Raw genomic sequence first — 16,925 nt, 5'->3', positions numbered from 1 at the left:
TGGTGGAACACCGGCACACGATTGAACCGCATACCGGTATTCCTGAAAACCTGATCCGCGTGTCGGTCGGGATCGAGGATATCGGCGACCTCATCGCCGATTGGGATCAGGCGCTGGGCTAGTCCTCGGTCGGACCGCCAGCCTCTTTCCAGTCGCCGATACCGCCAACGTTGATCACGTTCTTGTATCCCATGTCCTTCAGCGTTTTGCCAGCCAACGCGGCCTGTCCGCCTGCGCCACAGACAAGGCAAAGCTCGGCGTCTTTGTCGAAAATAGGTTTGTGGAACTGCGATTCGGGGTCAGCTGCAAACTCAATAAACCCGCGCGGCACACGGTGGGCACCGGCAATCGTCCCTGATTTTGCGATATCAGCGCTATCGCGCACGTCGATAAAGGTGGCGTTGCCCTCGGCATGTTTTGCAATCGCCTGTTCGGCGGTGATGCGCACAACATGCGCGTTGGCTTCTTCTAAAAAATGCTTGGCGGATTTCATGCTTTGTCTCCCGTTATTCCTGTCAAAATGTAAGGCATACAATTCAAATTGCCACAGCCAAAAAAAACGCCCGGGCACGAAGCCCGGGCAAGTCCAACAGGGAGGTGGAGATATAACCCGATCTCCAGCGGGAACTTGGGACCCGGTGATCAGGGGAGGGAAAGAACCAAAATCACCGGGTTGGAGTACTACGCAACCAACCTATAGCCCCCGGATTCGGTCACAAGAAGGCGCGCATTTGACGGATCTGGTTCTATTTTTTGGCGAAGACGGTAAATATGTGTCTCTAATGTGTGCGTGGTCACGCCCGCATTATAGCCCCAAACCTCGTGCAAAAGCACGTCTCGGGCGACAACACCGTCTGTCGCACGGTACAGGTATTTGAGGATATTTGTCTCTTTTTCAGTCAGGCGAACCTTCTTGTCATCCTCTGTCACAAGCAGCTTTTGGGCGGGTTTGAACGTATATGGCCCGAGCTGGAAAACAGCATCTTCAGACTGTTCGTGCGTGCGCAACTGGCTGCGGATACGGGCTAGAAGTACAGGGAATTTGAATGGCTTACTGACATAGTCATTCGCGCCGGCATCAAGGCCCAGAATGGTGTCTGCATCGCTGTCCTGCGCGGTTAGCATGATGATCGGGCATTTCACGCCCTGCTTGCGCATCAGGCGGCAAAGTTCGCGCCCGTCGGTATCCGGCAGACCCACATCGAGGATCATCAAGTCATACAGGCCCTCTTTGGCCTTGATCATCGCGTTGGCACCATCGTCTGCCTCAAAGACGTCAAAATCTTCGGTCATCAACAGTTGTTCGCCCAGCGCTTCGCGCAGGTCATCGTCATCATCGACCAATAGAATCTTTTTGAGCTGTCCCATGACATCCTCCTTGGTTACGCCATTAGATTTGTGTTCTTGATACGTCCGGGACAACCAATCCCTTCACCCTTTCACACGGACGTGTGATTTTTCGTGCAAATGTTTCACTTTCCTGCGCAAACGGCTATCACTTGAAACAAATCACAGGCGAACGCAGATGGCATTTGGCCCCGATATCACAGAACGACTGGCGCGGGCCCGCGCTGACCTGCGCATGGGCGTCCCCGTTGTGCTGGAAGGCGGCGCCTTGGTGCTGGCTGCCGAAACACTGGATGCGGCCCGTCTGGCCGATCTGCGCGCTTTGGGTGGACCGGCGGTGCTGGCCGTAACAGGGCGACGGGCCGAGACCCTCAAGGCGCGCGCCTATGACGGCGATATCGCGCGGATCGTTCTGCCACCCGACGCGACAATCAACTGGGTCCGCACTGTCGCAGACCCCGCCGACGATCTGCGCGCACCCATGAAAGGCCCGCTGAAAACCCTGCGCGACGGCGCGGCCGACTTGCACCGCGCCGCCATTGCGATGGTCAAAGCTGCGCGCCTCCTCCCCGCTGCTGTCGTCTTGCCATTGGAAAATGCAGCGGCTTTTGCCAGCCAGAACAATCTGACGCTGATCCCTGCCGATGCCGCGCTCGACACAGGCCTGAGCCCCCTGCATCCGATCATCTCGGCCAGGCTTCCGCTTGAGGTCTCCGAGGCCGGACGCCTGCACATCTTCCGCCCCGATGACGGGGCCGAAGAACACTATGCCGTCGAAATCGGCACACCTGACCGCAGCAAACCTGTGCTCTCGCGTCTGCATTCTGCCTGTTTTACGGGTGACCTTCTGGGATCGCTCAAATGCGACTGCGGCCCGCAATTGCGCGGCGCTCTGGCGCAAATGGGCGCGGAAGGGGCAGGGGTGCTGCTCTACCTCAACCAGGAAGGCCGCGGCATCGGTCTTGCCAACAAAATGCGCGCCTATTCGTTGCAGGACCAGGGGTTCGATACGGTCGAGGCAAACCACCGCTTGGGCTTTGAAGACGATGAGCGTGACTTCCGGATCGGCGCGGAAATTCTCAAACGGATGGGGTTCAAGGCGGTACGCCTGCTGACCAACAACCCCGCCAAGGTCGCGCGGATGGAACATTGCGGTATCGAAGTCACGGAGCGGGTCCCGCTAAAGGTGGGCGGGAACGTGCATAACCACGCCTATCTTGCCACAAAAGCCGCGAAATCAGGGCATTTGTTGTAACGCTCCGATGTCGGTCAGGCGTGCCAAAGCTGACGTTTGCTACCTTATCGCTCCGTTAATCTGTAAGGCGTATCGCCAGATCAACTATTCAGCCGGGTAGCCCGTCGATCCTTTCGACGGAGGCAAGATCATCGTCCCAGTGGGCGCGATCGGCAAAGCATATATGTGCGTTAGGTTGTATGCCGGTCGGGCTATCAAGTGACCCTGCCGGCACGACAAGCACGCCATCATTCGCCTGAGAAAATGGCAGCGCAGAGCCGCAATTCGTGCAGAAACACTTCCTGTGTTGCGATCCGCCAAGTCTAAATTCCTTAACGTTTTCCTCGCCTGACAACCACGTCATCTTTGCCGTGGAAGAAAACAGGTTGGCCGCATGGGCTGAGCCCGTATCCTTGCGGCACCGCCCGCAATGACACAGAAAAAAGCTTTCGAATTCTCCCGATATACGGAATTTCACAGCACCACACAGGCACTGTCCGGTCGTCAGATTATCCATTTACAGTCTCTTGAGATATGACAGCCAGGCCGTCAGTCGCATGTAGCCTGTTCGGTTCCTAGCTTTGCGCAAGGCCAGCGTCAAACAGGGTGCCGCAGACAAAGAGGTTTTCGGCTGCTGACACGTCTTCGTTCCTTCGCTATCTCTCACACATGAAACAAACCGACCTAGTCCTGACCCCCACCCACCTGCGGTTTCTGAACCGCCGGTTTCCCTGCACCATCGGGCGCGGGGGGCTGACCCATCGCAAGAAAGAGGGCGATGGTGCGACGCCGCGTGGCACGCATCGCCTTGTGGGGATGCTCTACCGCCCTGACCGCATGGCGCGGCCTGCGGATTGGGCGCTTCCGATTGGCCCCTCTGATCTGTGGTCTGACGATCCCAAACATGAGGACTACAACCTCATGGTCCGGGCACCCTATCCGCACAGCCATGAACGCCTGCGCCGCGCTGATCCGATGTATGATCTGGTGATCCTGACCGACTGGAACTGGCCCTATGCGGTCAAGGGGCGCGGTTCGGCGATTTTCCTGCACGCCTGGCGCGGTCCGGGGCGGCCCACGGCGGGTTGCGTGGCGTTTCGCCCTGACCATTTGCGCTGGATTGCCGCCCGTATCCGTCACGAAACGCGGCTTGTTATCGCATAACCGCTGGCATTGCTTCAATTCTTGGGCCAAACCACAAAGGCACGCCCCATGAAATACCAAGGCCCGTTTATGACCCCTGAAGAAATCGCAGACCTGCCCTATCGTCCTTGTGTCGGCATCATGCTGGCCAATCCGCGCGGACAAGTTTTTGTCGCCCAGCGCAAGGACCGCGATACCGACGCGTGGCAAATGCCCCAAGGTGGCGTGGACAAGGGCGAAAACTGCCGTGACGCGGCCCTGCGCGAGCTGGAAGAAGAAACCAGTTTGCCGCCAAAACTCGTCACGATCGAGGCCGAGAGTGCGGGCCTGATCCGCTATGATCTGCCCCTTGATCTGGTGCCCAACATCTGGAAGGGCCGCTACCGCGGGCAAGAGCAGAAGTGGTACCTGATGCGTTTTCACGGCATGGACCACCAGATCAATCTGGACACCGAAACGCCCGAATTCACCGCGTGGCAGTGGATGGCCCCCGATCAACTGGTGGGAAGCATCGTGCCCTTCAAACGTGCCGTCTATGAGCAGGTTTTGGCAGAATTCGGCCCGAAACTCTGAAGCCGCCAAAGGGTTTCTCAAGGATTCCACCATACGATACGTCAAAGCCTGAAGACAAACAGAGGATCACGCGGATGAAATCCCATCTTCTTGCCGCAGCCCTTACGATTGTGAGCGGGCAGGCCCATGCGCTCAGTTGTATGCGGCCTGATCCCATCCTGACGTTCCAGCAGCTCGCGGATGCACCCGAAACCTACTTCGTGCTTTATGGGCAATTGTCATTCAACGAAGTAAACTTGCCGCCTGCGGTGATGGAAAAACAGATGCACACGCCAGCACCGATTCCCGTACGTTTCGTTGGGCACGGCCTGTCGCCTGACGGCTTTACGATCGACTATGTCGCCGACCTTGTCCTGCAAATCGGCTGTGCCGGCCCGTGGTGCGGGACGGCACAAAGCGGCGTCGATGCCGTTTATTTCGTCGAAGCAACCGATCCGCCGCTGACCATTCAGGCCGGCCCCTGCGGTGGGCGCATCTTTGAAGAGCCGACGCCGGCCATCTTGCATGCACTCACGACATGTATGCAGGGCGGTGATTGCTCAGCGCAGCCTTTGCAATAACGCAAAAGACGGATGCCCGTCAGCGGGCAGGCCGATGCTGCGCTGATAGGCGCGGATCGCGGCACGGCTGTTCGGCCCGATCCGCCCGTCAACACCCCCTGTCGAGAACCCCGCGTCCGTCAGCCGCTGCTGCAACTCACGCCGTTCGGCATTCCGCAAGCGGCGCTCATCGGCGGGAAAGGCCGCCTGAAACGGCCCCGCGCCACGGATCCGGTCGGACAGGTGGCCGACACCGATGATATAGGCCTCGGCATTGTTATAGCGGCTGATCACATCATAGTTGCGGAACAGCATAAAAGCAGGGCCACCCGCGCCGGTTGGCGTGGTCAGGGTCGCATCGCCGTAGTTTGGCACCGCCCGCCCATCGACACCCACGACACCACCGCGCGCCCAATCGGCAGGGCTACGGGTCACGGCCCGCCCCGTTTGTTCATAGTCAAACCCCTGCGGCAGGCGTACCTCGACCCCCCAAGGCTGGCCTTTGCGCCAGTTGAAGCGCCGGAAGTAGGCCGCTGTCGAGGCAAGCGCATCGGTGGGATCATCCGCCCAGATGTCGCGCCGCCCGTCGCCGGTGAAATCCACGGCATAGGCCTCATAGGATGTCGGAATAAACTGCGTATGCCCCATCGCACCGGCCCAGGACCCTGTCATATTTGCTGGCGCCACATCGCCGTTCTGCAAAATCTTCAAGGCCGCAATCAGTTGGCTTTCAAAGAACTGACCGCGCCGCCCGTCATAGGCCAGTGTCGCAAGGGTCGAGATCAAGGGCGTGTCGCCGCGCCGCGACCCATAGTTGCTTTCCATACCCCAAACGGCCGTGACGACCGATGGTTCAACATCAAACTGCGCCTCGATCTGGGCCAGCACATTGGCGTAGCGCCGCACCATTTCGCGCCCGGTGGTGACGCGGGTCTCGGACACAGCAGAGGCCATATAATCGGCCAAGGGGCGCACGAATTCGGCCTGATTGCGGTCGCGTTCGATACTGTCGGGCAGATAACTCACATTGGCAAAGGCCGCGTCAAAGGTGCGATCAGAAATCCCTGCATTGCGCGCACGACTGCGAAAGCCCGCGATCCAGTTCGGAAAACCTGCGGCGTTTGCGCTGGCCATCTGGGGCAAAGCCAAAGCGGACAAACCTGTTGCGATAAAGTGCCTGCGGTGCATGTTTGCTCTCCTCGTTTTTCAACAGTGATAAAGCAAATACCAGCGGACCCAAATCAACTCTGCCGTGATGCGCGCATTTGCGCCAAGGTCCCCGTCAAACGCCGGTTATTTTCGCGTCCGCTTGACCTTGCGCGCTGTCTTGGCCGCTTTCTTGCGTGCCGATCCCATCTTGCGCCGTGGCGGTTTGCCCCGCCCCTTGGACGGGCCGCGCGGCACGCTGCGCTCATCCAGCGTCAGCAATTCGACAATCAGCCCACCGGTCACAGGGGCCGCTTCTGCCAGCTTGACCGTCACCCGCTGGCCCAGCCCGATCACCATGCCGGTATCCGCGCCCATCAGCGTCTGGGTGTCTGCGTCATAATGGAAATACTCGCGCCCCAATGTCCGGATCGGGATCATGGCATCGGCACCGGTTTCATCCAGCTTCACAAAGACACCGAACTTGGCAATTCCGCTGATCCGTCCGGTCAATTCCGCGCCGATACGGTCAGACAGGAACGCCGCCAGATAGCGGTCTGTCGTGTCCCGTTCCGCCGTCATGGAGCGGCGCTCGGTATCGCTGATGATCTGGGCGGTATCCGACAGATGTTCGATATCCCATGGGCTCAACCCGTCTTCACCCCAGCCGTGGGCCTTGATCAGCGCACGGTGGACGATCAGGTCCGAATAGCGGCGAATAGGTGATGTGAAATGCGCATAGGACCGCAGCGCAAGGCCGAAATGCCCAAAATTATCCGGCGAATAGTAGGCCTGCGTCATCGACCGCAGCGTCGCCATATTGATCAGCTCGTCATTTTCGGTACCCTCAGCGCCTGCCAAAAGCTTGTTCAGATGCGAGGTCTTCAACACCTGCCCCTTGGCCAATACAAGACCCGAGGCCGTCGCGACCTCGCGCAGGGCATCAAGCTTTTCGGGGCTTGGTTCTTCATGCACGCGAAACAGCAGCGGTGATTTCTTGGCGATCAGTGTCTCGGCGGCGGCGACATTGGCCAGCACCATGAATTCCTCGATCAGCCGGTGCGCATCAAGGCGCTCTTTGAACTGCACCGAGCTGACTTTGCCTGCATCATCCAGCACGATCTGGCGTTCTGGCAGGTCCAGTTCCAGCGGTTGCCGCTGCGCGCGCGCCTTCATCAAGGCTGCAAAGGCGCCATAAAGCGGCTTGATAATCGGCTCGAGGATCGGGGCAACCTTCTCATTGGGTTGCCCGTCAACGCCGGCCTGCACCTCTTCATAATTCAGCGAGGCACGCGAATTCATCAGCCCGCGATAAAAGGCATGGTCAATTTTGTTGCCGGCCGAATCAATCCGCATCGACACAGCCAGACAGGCCCGCTCAACCCCTTCATGTAGCGAGCAGAGATCCCCCGAGAGCCGGTCGGGCAGCATTGGTACCACACGGTCGGGGAAATAGGTGGAATTGCCCCGCTTGCGCGCCTCACGGTCCAGTTCTGAATTGGGCGTGACGTAATGGGCAACATCCGCAATCGCGACCCAGATGATAAAGCCACCTTCGTTTTTCGGGTCAGAGTCAGCCTCAACATAGCAGGCATCATCGCGGTCACGGGCGTCCCACGGATCAATGGTAATGAGCGGCAGATCACGCAGATCCTTGCGCCCGTCCAACCCCGCAGGTGTTGCCGCATCAGCCTCGGCCACGGCCTCATCGGGGAAATGATCGGGAATGCCGTGCTGGTGGATCGCAATCAAAGACACGGCACGCGGCGCGGTCGGATCACCCAGTCGCGCCACGATGCGCGCTTTGGGCAGGCCCATGCGGCCTTTGGGTCCGGCTTGCTCGGCCTCGACCAACTCGCCGTCCTTGGCACCACCGGTTGCACCAGCGGCGACGGTCCACTGTTTGTCTGCGCCCTTATCAATAGGCAGCACACGCCCCCCTTCCGAGGCCTGACGAAACACACCCAGGATGCGCAAAGGATTGGTGCCAATCCGGCGGATCATGCGGGCGGTGTGGCTGTGGTCTTCGGTCTTGTCGACGGTCAGGCGGCCCAGAATACGGTCACCCGGCCCAAGGGCAGGATCACTGGAGCGCATGAGCATCAGGATGCGCGGTTCGGCCCCTTCGCCTTTCCACTCCAAGGGCCGTGCGAAAAGATCGCCATCGGCATCAGCCTCGATCACTTCAAGCACAGCGACAGGGGCCAGGTCTTCGGCATCACGGTATGAACTGCGCCGCTTGGTCAGCTTGCCTTCATCCTCCAACTCGCGCAGCACGCGCTTGAGGTCAATGCGGGCCGCACCCTTGATGCCAAAGGCCTTCGCGATATCGCGTTTAGCAGCTTTGGTGGGGTGCTCGGAGATCCATGCAAGGATTTCGGATTTGGAAGGAATGCGTGTCATAATCATCGCCTAGCATGACAAAAGGAAAACAGCCAATTCCTTCGCAGGAATTGGTCAAATCTCTTACAAGAGATTTGGGTCAGCGCCAGTCACGCCGAAGGTTTACGCAAAATAGTCGGTCAGGATACGGGTATAAATCGCCTTGAGCTGCCCAATCTGCGCCACCTCGACCCGTTCATCCACCTGATGCATCGTCTTGCCCACCAGCCCGAACTCCACAACTGGGCAGTGATCTTTGACAAACCGTGCATCCGATGTGCCGCCCGAGGTGGAGAGTTCCGGCTTGCGCCCTGTTTCAGCCTCGACCGCACCCGCAATCAGGTCAGAGAGTTCCCCGGGTGGTGTGACAAAGCTTTCCCCCGAAACCTTCACCCGCATCGCGATTTTCACGCCAAAGTCAGCGGCAACCTGATCTGCCTCTTCCTGCATCCAGGCCGTCAGCGCAGCACTCGTGTGCGTGTCATTGAAACGGATGTTGACCGTGGCCTTGCTTTGCGCGGGTATGACATTGGTCGCGGGGTTGCCGGTGTCGATTGTCAGCACTTGCAGTGATGAGGGGTCAAAATGCGCGGTCCCCTCATCCAGCACCCGGCTGGAAAGCACATCCATCAGGCGCGCAATGGCAGGCATCGGGTTCTTGGCGCGGTGCGGATAAGCCGCATGGCCCTGAACGCCCGTGACCGTGAAAAACGCGGCCATAGACCCGCGCCGCCCGATTTTCATCGCCTCGCCCATCACATCGGGGCAGGTGGGTTCGCCCACCAGACAGACCGACATTGTCTCGTTGTTGGCGGCCATCCAGTCAAGCAAAGCGGTGGTGCCATCAAGGGCGTCGCCTTCTTCATCGCCTGTGATGGCTAGCACGATCGCCCCGTCCGGTGGCGTATCAGCCACGAAATCGAGTGCTGCGGCAGCAAAGGCGGCCACGCCCGATTTCATATCCGTTGCACCGCGCCCATAGAGAAACCCGTCTTTGATCTCGGCACCAAAGGGCGGCATTGTCCATGCCGCCTCATCCCCCAAAGGCACTACATCTGTATGGCCGTTAAAACCGAACGTGCGGTTCGCCCCTTGCCGCCCCCAACGCGCATAAAGATTGCAGACCCCGCCACGGTCCACCCGCGTGCAGGTAAACCCACCTTTCGTCAGCACCTTTTCCAGCAGCACCAGCGCGCCGCCTTCCTCAGGCGTGACCGAAGGGCAGCGGACAAGATCGGCAGTCAGGGCAACGGGATCGACGGGCATAATGGGGGACTCCTCTTTGTCGTATGGCTAGCGGGAAGCGCTGCGGGATGCAAATTGCGATTGGTTGGTGAAGGATCACTTGGAACCTGCCCCCAGCCTTGTTAAAAACGGTCATGGAGGAGTTTCAGCTACATCTGGCCAAGGCCCGCAAGACGGGCTTTCGCGTCACGGCTTACGTGACCGCGCGGATCCTGCAGCGCGACCTGCATGACGAGGTTGCGCGTATGGAAACCCAACCGCGCGGCAAGAGTTACAGGGAAATGGCGGTGCTTCTTGGCGTGCTTTTTGCCTTGGCGGTTTTTGCAGCCAGCTTTGGCTGGGTCGGCCTCGCGCTCTATTTCGCGGCGGTCCTGCTTCTCTTTTACTGACCCTGCGACAAGATGACATGACCACCCCAAACGCTTGAACTTGCGAGGAATTTCGCGGGTATGCGTATGTATACTATTGAAAACAATAGATTTTTCAGATCCGCACATCAATTGGCATCGTAGTTAAAGCAATACCAAACGACACACCAATTCAAGGAGATGAACAATGGGTTCACTAATGGCTATGCTCGCTTTCGGTAAGTTAGGTTTTGTCGCTGTACTGGCATTTCTCGCCTCTCGTTCCGCAATGCGGATGAAGGACGATCCGTCACACAAGCGCTCGACACTTTGCGCAAACAGCGAACACTGGGCGGCAACACGGAAATGACCAATGCGCGGGGCTCTGCTTTGGCAGCCCCGCAAGACCTATGGCGCGTTGCGAACCACATAGGTATGGATCGTGAAGACAACCGCCTGCGTGCGCGGCAACCGCAAAATGCACTGCCGCTCTGACCGCGTATAGGGCATCACATCATCGGTCTCGCGTTTGTAGGGCTGATGCAGATCCGGATCAACATAACGCAATTTGTTGAACCGCCAGAGCGGGCGCCCCACCTGCACACCGTCGAACAGACGCTGGACGCGGGCCGCGATATTGTCGTCATATTCAGGCACAGGCACGTGAATGCCCGTCAGCGGACGGTTGATCTTTTCGGCTAATCGCCAGTTCGCAGGAAAGCACAGAACGGCGCTTGTCATCACATGCTCGTCACCCTGTTTTTCCAAAATACAAATATCTTCCTGCACCAGATGCCCGAGCGTGTGCAGCGGGGCATTGCGGTCCAGCGGAACGTGTCGCCCATCGGGGCAAATCACCTGATCATCCATCACCTGAAACCCCAGATCAGGCAGAATATCCAAAGCCTCGGACAGAACCTCATCCCCGGTTTCGCTTGTCCGGTCGTTCTCGTAGAGAACAGCCTCCGGTCGTGTCGCAAGAAGATGGGCGCGATAGGCCATCTGCGCAGCATAGGACGCGTCAACGCGCAACCAGTCGTTCGCCGCACAGGGCATCGTTCCGGGCAGGCGCGGGTCGCCTTGATGCGCATCGGGCAAGGTCTGTTGCAAAATCGTTTTCATGATAGCCTATGGTGGATCGGAGCACGCGTCCCGTCTTTCTAGTCCGCCTTGGCCAAAACCACAAAGCGGTTGCAGGTGATGGGTATCAGCTTCATAGGTTTTGATCCAGAACAGGCCCTTTTTTGATGATTTACATAGCAGTTGCCCCAGTCCCGCTTTGGCTCTTTCTTTTGTTGGGGCTTGTGGCTTGGCATACATTGGCCTTTCTGCTCCGTTATGACTTCCCCATGGCAACGCCACTTTTTCTGCTTGGTGTTGCGCAAGCAGGCGTCGCTGGTGCCGGCCTCTACTTCACTGCGGAACGCAGCATTTCCGCACAGGCCTGCATGACCGGGATCATCGGCTCTCAGGCCGCGATGATCATCGGGCTGGCGATGCTGGGCACGCTTTTTGCGCTTCTGATCGGCGTGCGCGAACGGATCTTGGCTGTTCTGGCTGCAAACAAGGGCTTCTTCGCCGCCCAGATGTTGCTGCAAGTCGTGGTTATTCTGATCCTGCTGCGCTCTGCACTGCTGTGTACTGTCTAGACCTTGTCGAAGAACGGGGTCATTTGGGCGACAATCACGCTGTTTTCTTCCAGCGCGCGGGCCATCAGGGCCCTTTCATCATCGGAGATGTCATGGCCTTCGGCCAACCGTTCGTCCAATGTCCCATAGCCGGACACATCCAGCGGGGCGAGGTCGGCTTGCTTGAGGATCGCCACTGTTTCGCGGACGGCTTCTGCTTCATCCACGCCGCTGGCATAGCACATGAGTGCCGCACCTGTGGCGCCATCAGGAAGACCGTCACCCGCATTGCGGCCGACCTCGACGAGCAATGTATAGACCTGCTGGCGGCTTTCTTTCTTGCTCATTTGTCGTCTTTCTCTTCATAGCGCGACCGGACTGCCCATACGGTCGAGAAAATGACCACGACCTGCAACGGCATGTAGATCACGACGAAAAGCACGACCATACGCCAGACCAGCGACAGCTCCATCACCAGTGTTGCCGAGACGACGGGCAGGAAGATCAGCGATAGCACCAGACCAATGGCTGCTGTATCGGCAAGCACGGGTAACCACGCCTGCCGGAACGACGGACGAATGCCCGCCGCCACGCGCTTGCGCGCCAGATACCGGCTGATAATCATCTAGTCGCGCAACAGTTCATTGATGCCGGTCTTGGAACGTGTCCGCTCGTCCACCCGCTTGACGATCACGGCGCAGTAAAGGCTGACGTTATTTTTGGACGGCATGGAGCCTGCAACAACAACCGAGTAGGGGGGCACTTCGCCATACATGACCTCACCGGTTTCGCGGTCCACGATCTTGGTGGACTGGCCGATGAACACACCCATGCCAAGAACCGATCCTTCGCGCACGATGCAGCCCTCGACGACTTCGGAGCGCGCGCCGATAAAGCAGTTGTCCTCGATGATCGTTGGGCCTGCCTGCATGGGTTCCAAGACACCGCCAATGCCCACGCCGCCCGACAGGTGCACATTCTTGCCGATCTGCGCACATGAACCGACAGTCGCCCAGGTATCAACCATCGTGCCTTCGTCGACATAGGCGCCGAGGTTTACGAAAGACGGCATCAACACAACGCCGGGCGCGATAAAGGCGGATTTGCGCACGACACAGTTCGGCACCGCCCGGAAACCGGCGGTTTTCCAGTCTTCGGGACCCCAGCCTTTGAATTTGCTATCGACTTTATCCCACCAGCCGCCGCCTTGGGGACCACCGGACTGGGGCTCCATATCCTTGATGCGGAATCCCAAGAGGACGGCTTTCTTGGCCCATTGGTTGACATGCCAGCTGCCATCGTCCTGACGTTCGGCAACGCGCAGCTTGCCGCTGTCCAGCGCATTCAGCGTATCCTCGATTGCCTCACGGGTTTCACCGGTTGTGGCAGAGGTGATCGTATCGCGGGCATCCCACGCGGCTTCGATTGCAGTCTCAAGGGCAGCATTGGACATGTGGGCTCTCCGTAAATTGATTTCACAGGCTTCTAGCGGGGGTCGGCCCATCAATCAACGCTCAAGGCGACCTTGCAAACCGCGCCCAGTCTGGCAAGTTCGCGCGTGACCAAGGCAGGACGAGAATAAATGACAAAAGATCACAGGGCTCACCCGTTTCGCGACAGTGTCCAAGACCGCGAAGCCGCAAGCCATACTCCCGACACCCCGCAAACGCGCGCGCCCTCTTATGCGCTGGCCTTTGCTGATGAAGATTTCATGCTGCGTGAAGAACTGCGCCCAGTCCGCCTCCAGCTGGAATTGCTGAAGCCAGAGTTGTTGATGGATGAGGCGAATATTGAGTCTACGATCGTCCTTTTTGGCGGGGCACGTATTCCCGAGCCTGCCAAAAAAGACACGGCGCGCACGCAGGCCCTGGCCGATTTGTCGCAATACTACGAAGAGGCGCGGCGCTTTTCGCGGCTGATGACAGAGCATTCGCTGAAATCCGGCGGTACCGAACATGTGATTGCCACAGGCGGCGGCCCCGGCGTGATGGAGGCCGGCAATCGCGGCGCGCAGGATGCAGGCGGGCGGTCTATTGGGCTGAATATCGTGCTGCCGCACGAGCAGGCCCCCAACGCCTATGTCACGCCCGAGCTTTGCTTCAACTTCCACTATTTCGCGATCCGCAAGATGCATTTCCTGATGCGCGCCTCTGCCGTTTGCGTGTTTCCGGGGGGCTTTGGTACATTGGACGAAATGTTCGAGGCGCTAACTTTGATCCAGACCGGGCGGATGGAACAGGTGCCTTTCTTGCTCTTTGGGGAAAGCTTTTGGAGAAAAATCATCAACTGGGATGCGCTGGCCGATGCGGGGACGATTTCAGAAGACGATTTGAAACTGTTCCGTTTTGTGGAGACGGCTGAAGATGCCGTGGCCGCTTTGGAGAATTGGGAAGGCAACGGCGAAAAGCGCGGTGTGATTCCCGGCCGTTAACGCATTTTTGCGTGCAGATACCTGTGGCGATGCCCCGGAAACGGGGCATCGAAACGCCGGATCAGGCGGCTGTAACTATACCCCAGATCAGACCCTTTGCAGACCCGCGCACCCGCAGCATAATGCAGGGCCAATCCGCCGCCCGCTTCACGCAGTTGATAGCCCTTGCGCGACAGACGCGCCTGCAAATCATCCCAGCCTGTCGCGTAAGCCAGATCATCCGCGAGATGGGCCCGTAAGGGCGCGACGAGCCGCTCATCCGCTCTGCGAGCCGTCTTCGCGCGGGTCCGGCGGTACAAATCGCGCTTTATGGCATCGCGCACGATGTGTCCGACCGAGAGATCCTCATCTTCCCCGATCTGGCGCAACGCCGCGACCATCGTCGGGCCCAGATATATGGTGACAGTCTCCATGCCCTCACCATGCCGTCACATGGTGAAGAGATGGTTAAAGTCCGGTCTCTTGCGCGATCTGCGCCTTGGATTTGCGCGCGCGTTCGGTCGCCGACTTCAACTGGCCACAAGCGGCCATGATATCCTCGCCCCGCGGTGTGCGGATGGGTGAGGCATAGCCTGCCTTATAGATGATATCCGCAAACTTGCGGATCCGATTGTTCGATGACCGCTTGTAGGGCGCGCCGGGCCATTCATTGAACGGGATCAGGTTGATCTTGGCTGGGATGCCCTTGATCAGTTTGATCAGGCGTTGCGCGTCCTCGTCACTGTCATTCACGCCATCCAGCATCACATATTCAAAGGTAATGCGCTCGGAGTTCGACACCTTGGGGTAGTCCCGCAATGCGTCCAGCAAATCCGCAATTGGCCAGCGCTTGTTGATCGGGACCAGCCGGTCCCGCACCTCATCAGTCGTTGCATGGAATGAAATCGCCAGTTGGCATCCGATTTCCTGCGCGGTGCGTGCAATTTCGGGCACTACACCGGATGTCGACAGCGTGATCCGCCGCCGCGACAGCGAAATCCCCTCGGGGTCCATCGCGATCTTCATTGCATCGCGCACGTTTTCGAAATTGTAAAGCGGCTCGCCCATCCCCATCAGCACGATGTTCGACAGCAGCCGCGTTTCATCCTTCGGCGCACCTTGCTCGGGCCATTCGCCCAGATCATCACGGGCGACCATGATTTGCCCGACGATTTCGGCGGCGGTCAGGTTGCGCACCAATTTCTGCGTGCCCGTGTGGCAGAACGAACAGGTCAGCGTACAGCCGACTTGACTGGAAATACACAAAGTCCCGCGGTCGGTTTCAGGGATATAAACCACCTCAACCTCATGTCCGCCTGCGATCCGGACCAGATATTTGCGGGTGCCGTCATCCGACACCTGCCGCGTCACCACCTCGGGCAATTCAATCACAAAGGTATCGGCCAACATTGCGCGGTAGTCTTTTGCCAGATTGGTCATCTGCGCAAAATCACGCACACCCCAATAATAGATCCACTGCCAAATCTGGCCGACCCGCATCTTGGCCTGCTTTTCGGGCGTACCGGCCACAATCAACGCATCCCGCATCTGGTCACGCGACAAACCAATCAGGTTGCGCGGTCCGTCTGGCAGCTTGCGCGGAATTGTCAGCACGTCCTGCGTAATAGGGGCCTTGGCGTCCATGGGATCACTCTCAATCAGGGATTTAAGGGGCATATAAGAGAAAAAGGCGGTCTCCACAAGGAAACCGCCTTTGCGCAAAATATTGTGAAACGCCTAGCCCGCGCAGCGGCTCGCGGCTTCTTCCACCGCAGCGGTAAAGCCCAAAAGGCTAAATGTATCTTGTGTTTGTGTGCCACGTCCCGAACGCGCCGTGATCACCGCATTCGCCCCGCGCTTCATCGCCTCGACGAAACGGGCGTCATCTGCCGGGGTCGCTGGCCATGCTGTTTCACCTTGGGTGAACATCTGGAATGTCGTGTCACCGATCTGCACGCTCGCGGTTGATTCGTCGGCAAACGGATAGCCACCGGTAAACATGACCTGCCCACTCACATTCTCGGATGGGCGGTAGAAGACAATCAACCGGATGTCGCCGCGGCGCACGTCAACGGCATTGCCATCGCGTGTATTCAGCGTTTCCTTGGGGGCCGAGACGGCCCAGCATTCGGTTGGATCGCTTTCCACAAAAACGCTCCAGTCGGTATTCGCTGAAACGCGGTTATCGCTTTCTTCCTGTGCTACGGCGGCACCCGCCGTCACCAAAGCCAATGCTACGCCAATTGCGCGTGAAATATTCAAAATCATTCTGCAGCCTCCACGCTGTCCTTGCCTCTGGATGCCTCACCTCGGCCGAGGCGCATCTGACGGCACCTTTTCGACTGGCGAGACCTTGTTCAACTCGATACCACTACCCCTAGCAAAAAATTGCCTGCGGGGGGAAGCCCCGTTGCAGGTGCGCTCTGCGCGATAAAACCGAGATATACAATTCAAAAGGGCAAGAAAATGGCAAATCCTGTTGATCTGGTCGAAGTCTGGCGCGGCGATCTGCTTGAATGCGTCCATCAAGGTCACGCAGTTGTGTGTGATGACACCGGCCAGATTGTCGAAAGCTGGGGTGATCCGACGGCGATGATCTACCCGCGCTCGTCCTGCAAAATGATTCAGGCCCTGCCGTTGGTGGAAAGCGGGGCTGCGGCAAATCTGACGGGGCAGCAATTGGCGATTGCGTCGGCATCGCATAACGCGGCCGCCATTCATACGGATCTGGTTGGCAAATGGCTCAAGGATCTGGACCTGACGGATGATGATTTTCGTTGCGGTCCGGCTTTGCCAATGGACGAGGCGGCCCGCAATGAATTGATCTGCTCGGGCACAGCGCCTTGCCAAATCCACAACGAATGTTCCGGCAAACACGCAGGGTTCCTTACGCTGACAAAATACCTCAAAGCCGGTCCGGATTACGAACTG

22 protein-coding genes are annotated in these 16,925 nt (G+C 58.5%); 9 read left to right on the top strand and 13 right to left on the bottom strand.

Going from position 1 to position 16,925, the window contains the following annotated elements; translation table 11 throughout:
• Positions 1-122 (top strand): PLP-dependent transferase (locus VGP75_RS10055; protein WP_327543533.1); only part of this gene is annotated, 122 nt, incomplete at its 5' end.
• Here VGP75_RS10055 and VGP75_RS10050 read toward each other — a convergent pair.
• Complete coding sequence (locus tag VGP75_RS10050) at positions 119-493, bottom strand: rhodanese-like domain-containing protein (protein ID WP_327543531.1); 375 nt, start codon at positions 491-493, stop codon at positions 119-121. The genes VGP75_RS10055 and VGP75_RS10050 overlap by 4 nt on opposite strands.
• A 188-nt stretch (positions 494-681) precedes the next feature.
• Complete coding sequence (locus VGP75_RS10045; protein ID WP_055295822.1) at positions 682-1,368, bottom strand: response regulator transcription factor; 687 nt, start codon at positions 1,366-1,368, stop codon at positions 682-684.
• A 157-nt stretch (positions 1,369-1,525) separates the two neighbouring features.
• On the opposite strand from VGP75_RS10045, the gene ribA reads away from it, so the two are divergent.
• The gene (gene ribA / locus VGP75_RS10040) at positions 1,526-2,602 is read left to right on the top strand and encodes a GTP cyclohydrolase II (protein WP_327543530.1); all 1,077 of its coding nucleotides are present in this window, start codon (positions 1,526-1,528) and stop codon (positions 2,600-2,602) included.
• An 88-nt stretch (positions 2,603-2,690) separates the two neighbouring features.
• Here the strand turns inward: ribA and VGP75_RS20615 are convergent, their stop codons facing one another.
• The gene (locus tag VGP75_RS20615; protein ID WP_414727795.1) at positions 2,691-3,098 is read right to left on the bottom strand and encodes a GFA family protein; all 408 of its coding nucleotides are present in this window, start codon (positions 3,096-3,098) and stop codon (positions 2,691-2,693) included.
• A gap of 152 nt (positions 3,099-3,250) precedes the next feature.
• Between VGP75_RS20615 and VGP75_RS10035 the strand changes: the two genes are divergently transcribed.
• The 3 genes from VGP75_RS10035 to VGP75_RS10025 all read left to right on the top strand — a co-directional run bounded on the left by VGP75_RS10035 (position 3,251) and on the right by VGP75_RS10025 (position 4,857).
• Positions 3,251-3,745, top strand: coding sequence for a L,D-transpeptidase family protein (locus tag VGP75_RS10035; protein WP_327543529.1), 495 nt, complete (start codon positions 3,251-3,253; stop codon positions 3,743-3,745).
• 48 nt (positions 3,746-3,793) lie between these two features.
• Positions 3,794-4,297, top strand: a complete 504-nt coding sequence (locus VGP75_RS10030) for an RNA pyrophosphohydrolase (RefSeq protein WP_327543528.1) — start codon at positions 3,794-3,796, stop codon at positions 4,295-4,297.
• Positions 4,298-4,371: 74 nt separating this feature from the next.
• Entirely contained in the window at positions 4,372-4,857 is a 486-nt protein-coding gene (locus tag VGP75_RS10025) for a hypothetical protein (protein ID WP_327543527.1), read from the top strand.
• On the opposite strand, the gene VGP75_RS10020 is transcribed toward VGP75_RS10025, so the two are convergent.
• From VGP75_RS10020 to dapE, 3 genes are all read right to left on the bottom strand, one after another.
• Positions 4,837-6,024 (bottom strand): lytic murein transglycosylase, encoded by a 1,188-nt coding sequence (locus tag VGP75_RS10020; protein WP_414727794.1) that lies wholly within the window; start codon positions 6,022-6,024, stop codon positions 4,837-4,839. The genes VGP75_RS10025 and VGP75_RS10020 overlap by 21 nt on opposite strands.
• Before the next feature lie 105 nt (positions 6,025-6,129).
• Positions 6,130-8,385, bottom strand: a complete 2,256-nt coding sequence (gene rnr, locus VGP75_RS10015; protein ID WP_327543526.1) for a ribonuclease R — start codon at positions 8,383-8,385, stop codon at positions 6,130-6,132.
• A 102-nt stretch (positions 8,386-8,487) separates the two neighbouring features.
• Positions 8,488-9,630 (bottom strand): succinyl-diaminopimelate desuccinylase, encoded by a 1,143-nt coding sequence (gene dapE / locus VGP75_RS10010; protein WP_327543525.1) that lies wholly within the window; start codon positions 9,628-9,630, stop codon positions 8,488-8,490.
• A gap of 113 nt (positions 9,631-9,743) precedes the next feature.
• Between dapE and VGP75_RS10005 the strand changes: the two genes are divergently transcribed.
• A complete protein-coding gene (locus tag VGP75_RS10005; RefSeq protein ID WP_327543524.1) occupies positions 9,744-9,998 on the top strand; it encodes a hypothetical protein in 255 nt (84 codons plus the stop codon).
• Positions 9,999-10,364: 366 nt separating this feature from the next.
• Here the strand turns inward: VGP75_RS10005 and VGP75_RS10000 are convergent, their stop codons facing one another.
• The gene (locus VGP75_RS10000; protein ID WP_327543523.1) at positions 10,365-11,078 is read right to left on the bottom strand and encodes a heme-dependent oxidative N-demethylase family protein; all 714 of its coding nucleotides are present in this window, start codon (positions 11,076-11,078) and stop codon (positions 10,365-10,367) included.
• A 227-nt stretch (positions 11,079-11,305) separates the two neighbouring features.
• On the opposite strand from VGP75_RS10000, the gene VGP75_RS09995 reads away from it, so the two are divergent.
• Complete coding sequence (locus VGP75_RS09995; RefSeq protein ID WP_327543522.1) at positions 11,306-11,605, top strand: hypothetical protein; 300 nt, start codon at positions 11,306-11,308, stop codon at positions 11,603-11,605.
• On the opposite strand, the gene VGP75_RS09990 is transcribed toward VGP75_RS09995, so the two are convergent.
• From VGP75_RS09990 to dapD, 3 genes are read right to left on the bottom strand one after another with little or no spacing between them, the layout of a single operon-like run.
• Positions 11,602-11,931 carry a DUF8846 family protein gene (locus tag VGP75_RS09990; RefSeq protein ID WP_327543521.1) on the bottom strand — a complete coding sequence of 110 codons (330 nt, stop codon included), beginning with the start codon at positions 11,929-11,931 and terminating at the stop codon, positions 11,602-11,604. The two genes, VGP75_RS09995 and VGP75_RS09990, sit on opposite strands and share 4 nt — an antisense overlap.
• A complete protein-coding gene (locus tag VGP75_RS09985; protein WP_327543520.1) occupies positions 11,928-12,209 on the bottom strand; it encodes a hypothetical protein in 282 nt (93 codons plus the stop codon). The genes VGP75_RS09990 and VGP75_RS09985 overlap by 4 nt, the downstream gene beginning before the upstream one ends.
• On the bottom strand, positions 12,210-13,037 hold the full coding sequence (gene dapD / locus VGP75_RS09980; protein ID WP_327543519.1) for a 2,3,4,5-tetrahydropyridine-2,6-dicarboxylate N-succinyltransferase: 828 nt from the start codon (positions 13,035-13,037) through the stop codon (positions 12,210-12,212).
• Positions 13,038-13,166: 129 nt separating this feature from the next.
• Between dapD and VGP75_RS09975 the strand changes: the two genes are divergently transcribed.
• Positions 13,167-14,015, top strand: coding sequence for an LOG family protein (locus VGP75_RS09975; RefSeq protein WP_327543518.1), 849 nt, complete (start codon positions 13,167-13,169; stop codon positions 14,013-14,015).
• Here VGP75_RS09975 and VGP75_RS09970 read toward each other — a convergent pair.
• From VGP75_RS09970 to VGP75_RS09960, 3 genes are all read right to left on the bottom strand, one after another.
• Positions 14,012-14,428, bottom strand: a complete 417-nt coding sequence (locus tag VGP75_RS09970) for a hypothetical protein (RefSeq protein ID WP_327543517.1) — start codon at positions 14,426-14,428, stop codon at positions 14,012-14,014. The two genes, VGP75_RS09975 and VGP75_RS09970, sit on opposite strands and share 4 nt — an antisense overlap.
• A gap of 34 nt (positions 14,429-14,462) precedes the next feature.
• Positions 14,463-15,638, bottom strand: coding sequence for a dual-specificity RNA methyltransferase RlmN (rlmN, locus tag VGP75_RS09965; protein ID WP_327543516.1), 1,176 nt, complete (start codon positions 15,636-15,638; stop codon positions 14,463-14,465).
• A 93-nt stretch (positions 15,639-15,731) separates the two neighbouring features.
• On the bottom strand, positions 15,732-16,262 hold the full coding sequence (locus VGP75_RS09960; protein WP_327543515.1) for an invasion associated locus B family protein: 531 nt from the start codon (positions 16,260-16,262) through the stop codon (positions 15,732-15,734).
• Positions 16,263-16,460: 198 nt separating this feature from the next.
• On the opposite strand from VGP75_RS09960, the gene VGP75_RS09955 reads away from it, so the two are divergent.
• On the top strand, positions 16,461-16,925 hold a 465-nt coding region (locus VGP75_RS09955), incomplete at its 3' end, for an asparaginase (RefSeq protein WP_327543514.1).

The sequence above is a fragment of the Yoonia sp. genome (genome assembly GCF_036007805.1).
Taxonomy (GTDB): domain Bacteria; phylum Pseudomonadota; class Alphaproteobacteria; order Rhodobacterales; family Rhodobacteraceae; genus Yoonia.
Note: the sequence above shows the minus strand (reverse complement) of the source record. Positions and strands in the feature narration are given on the sequence as shown.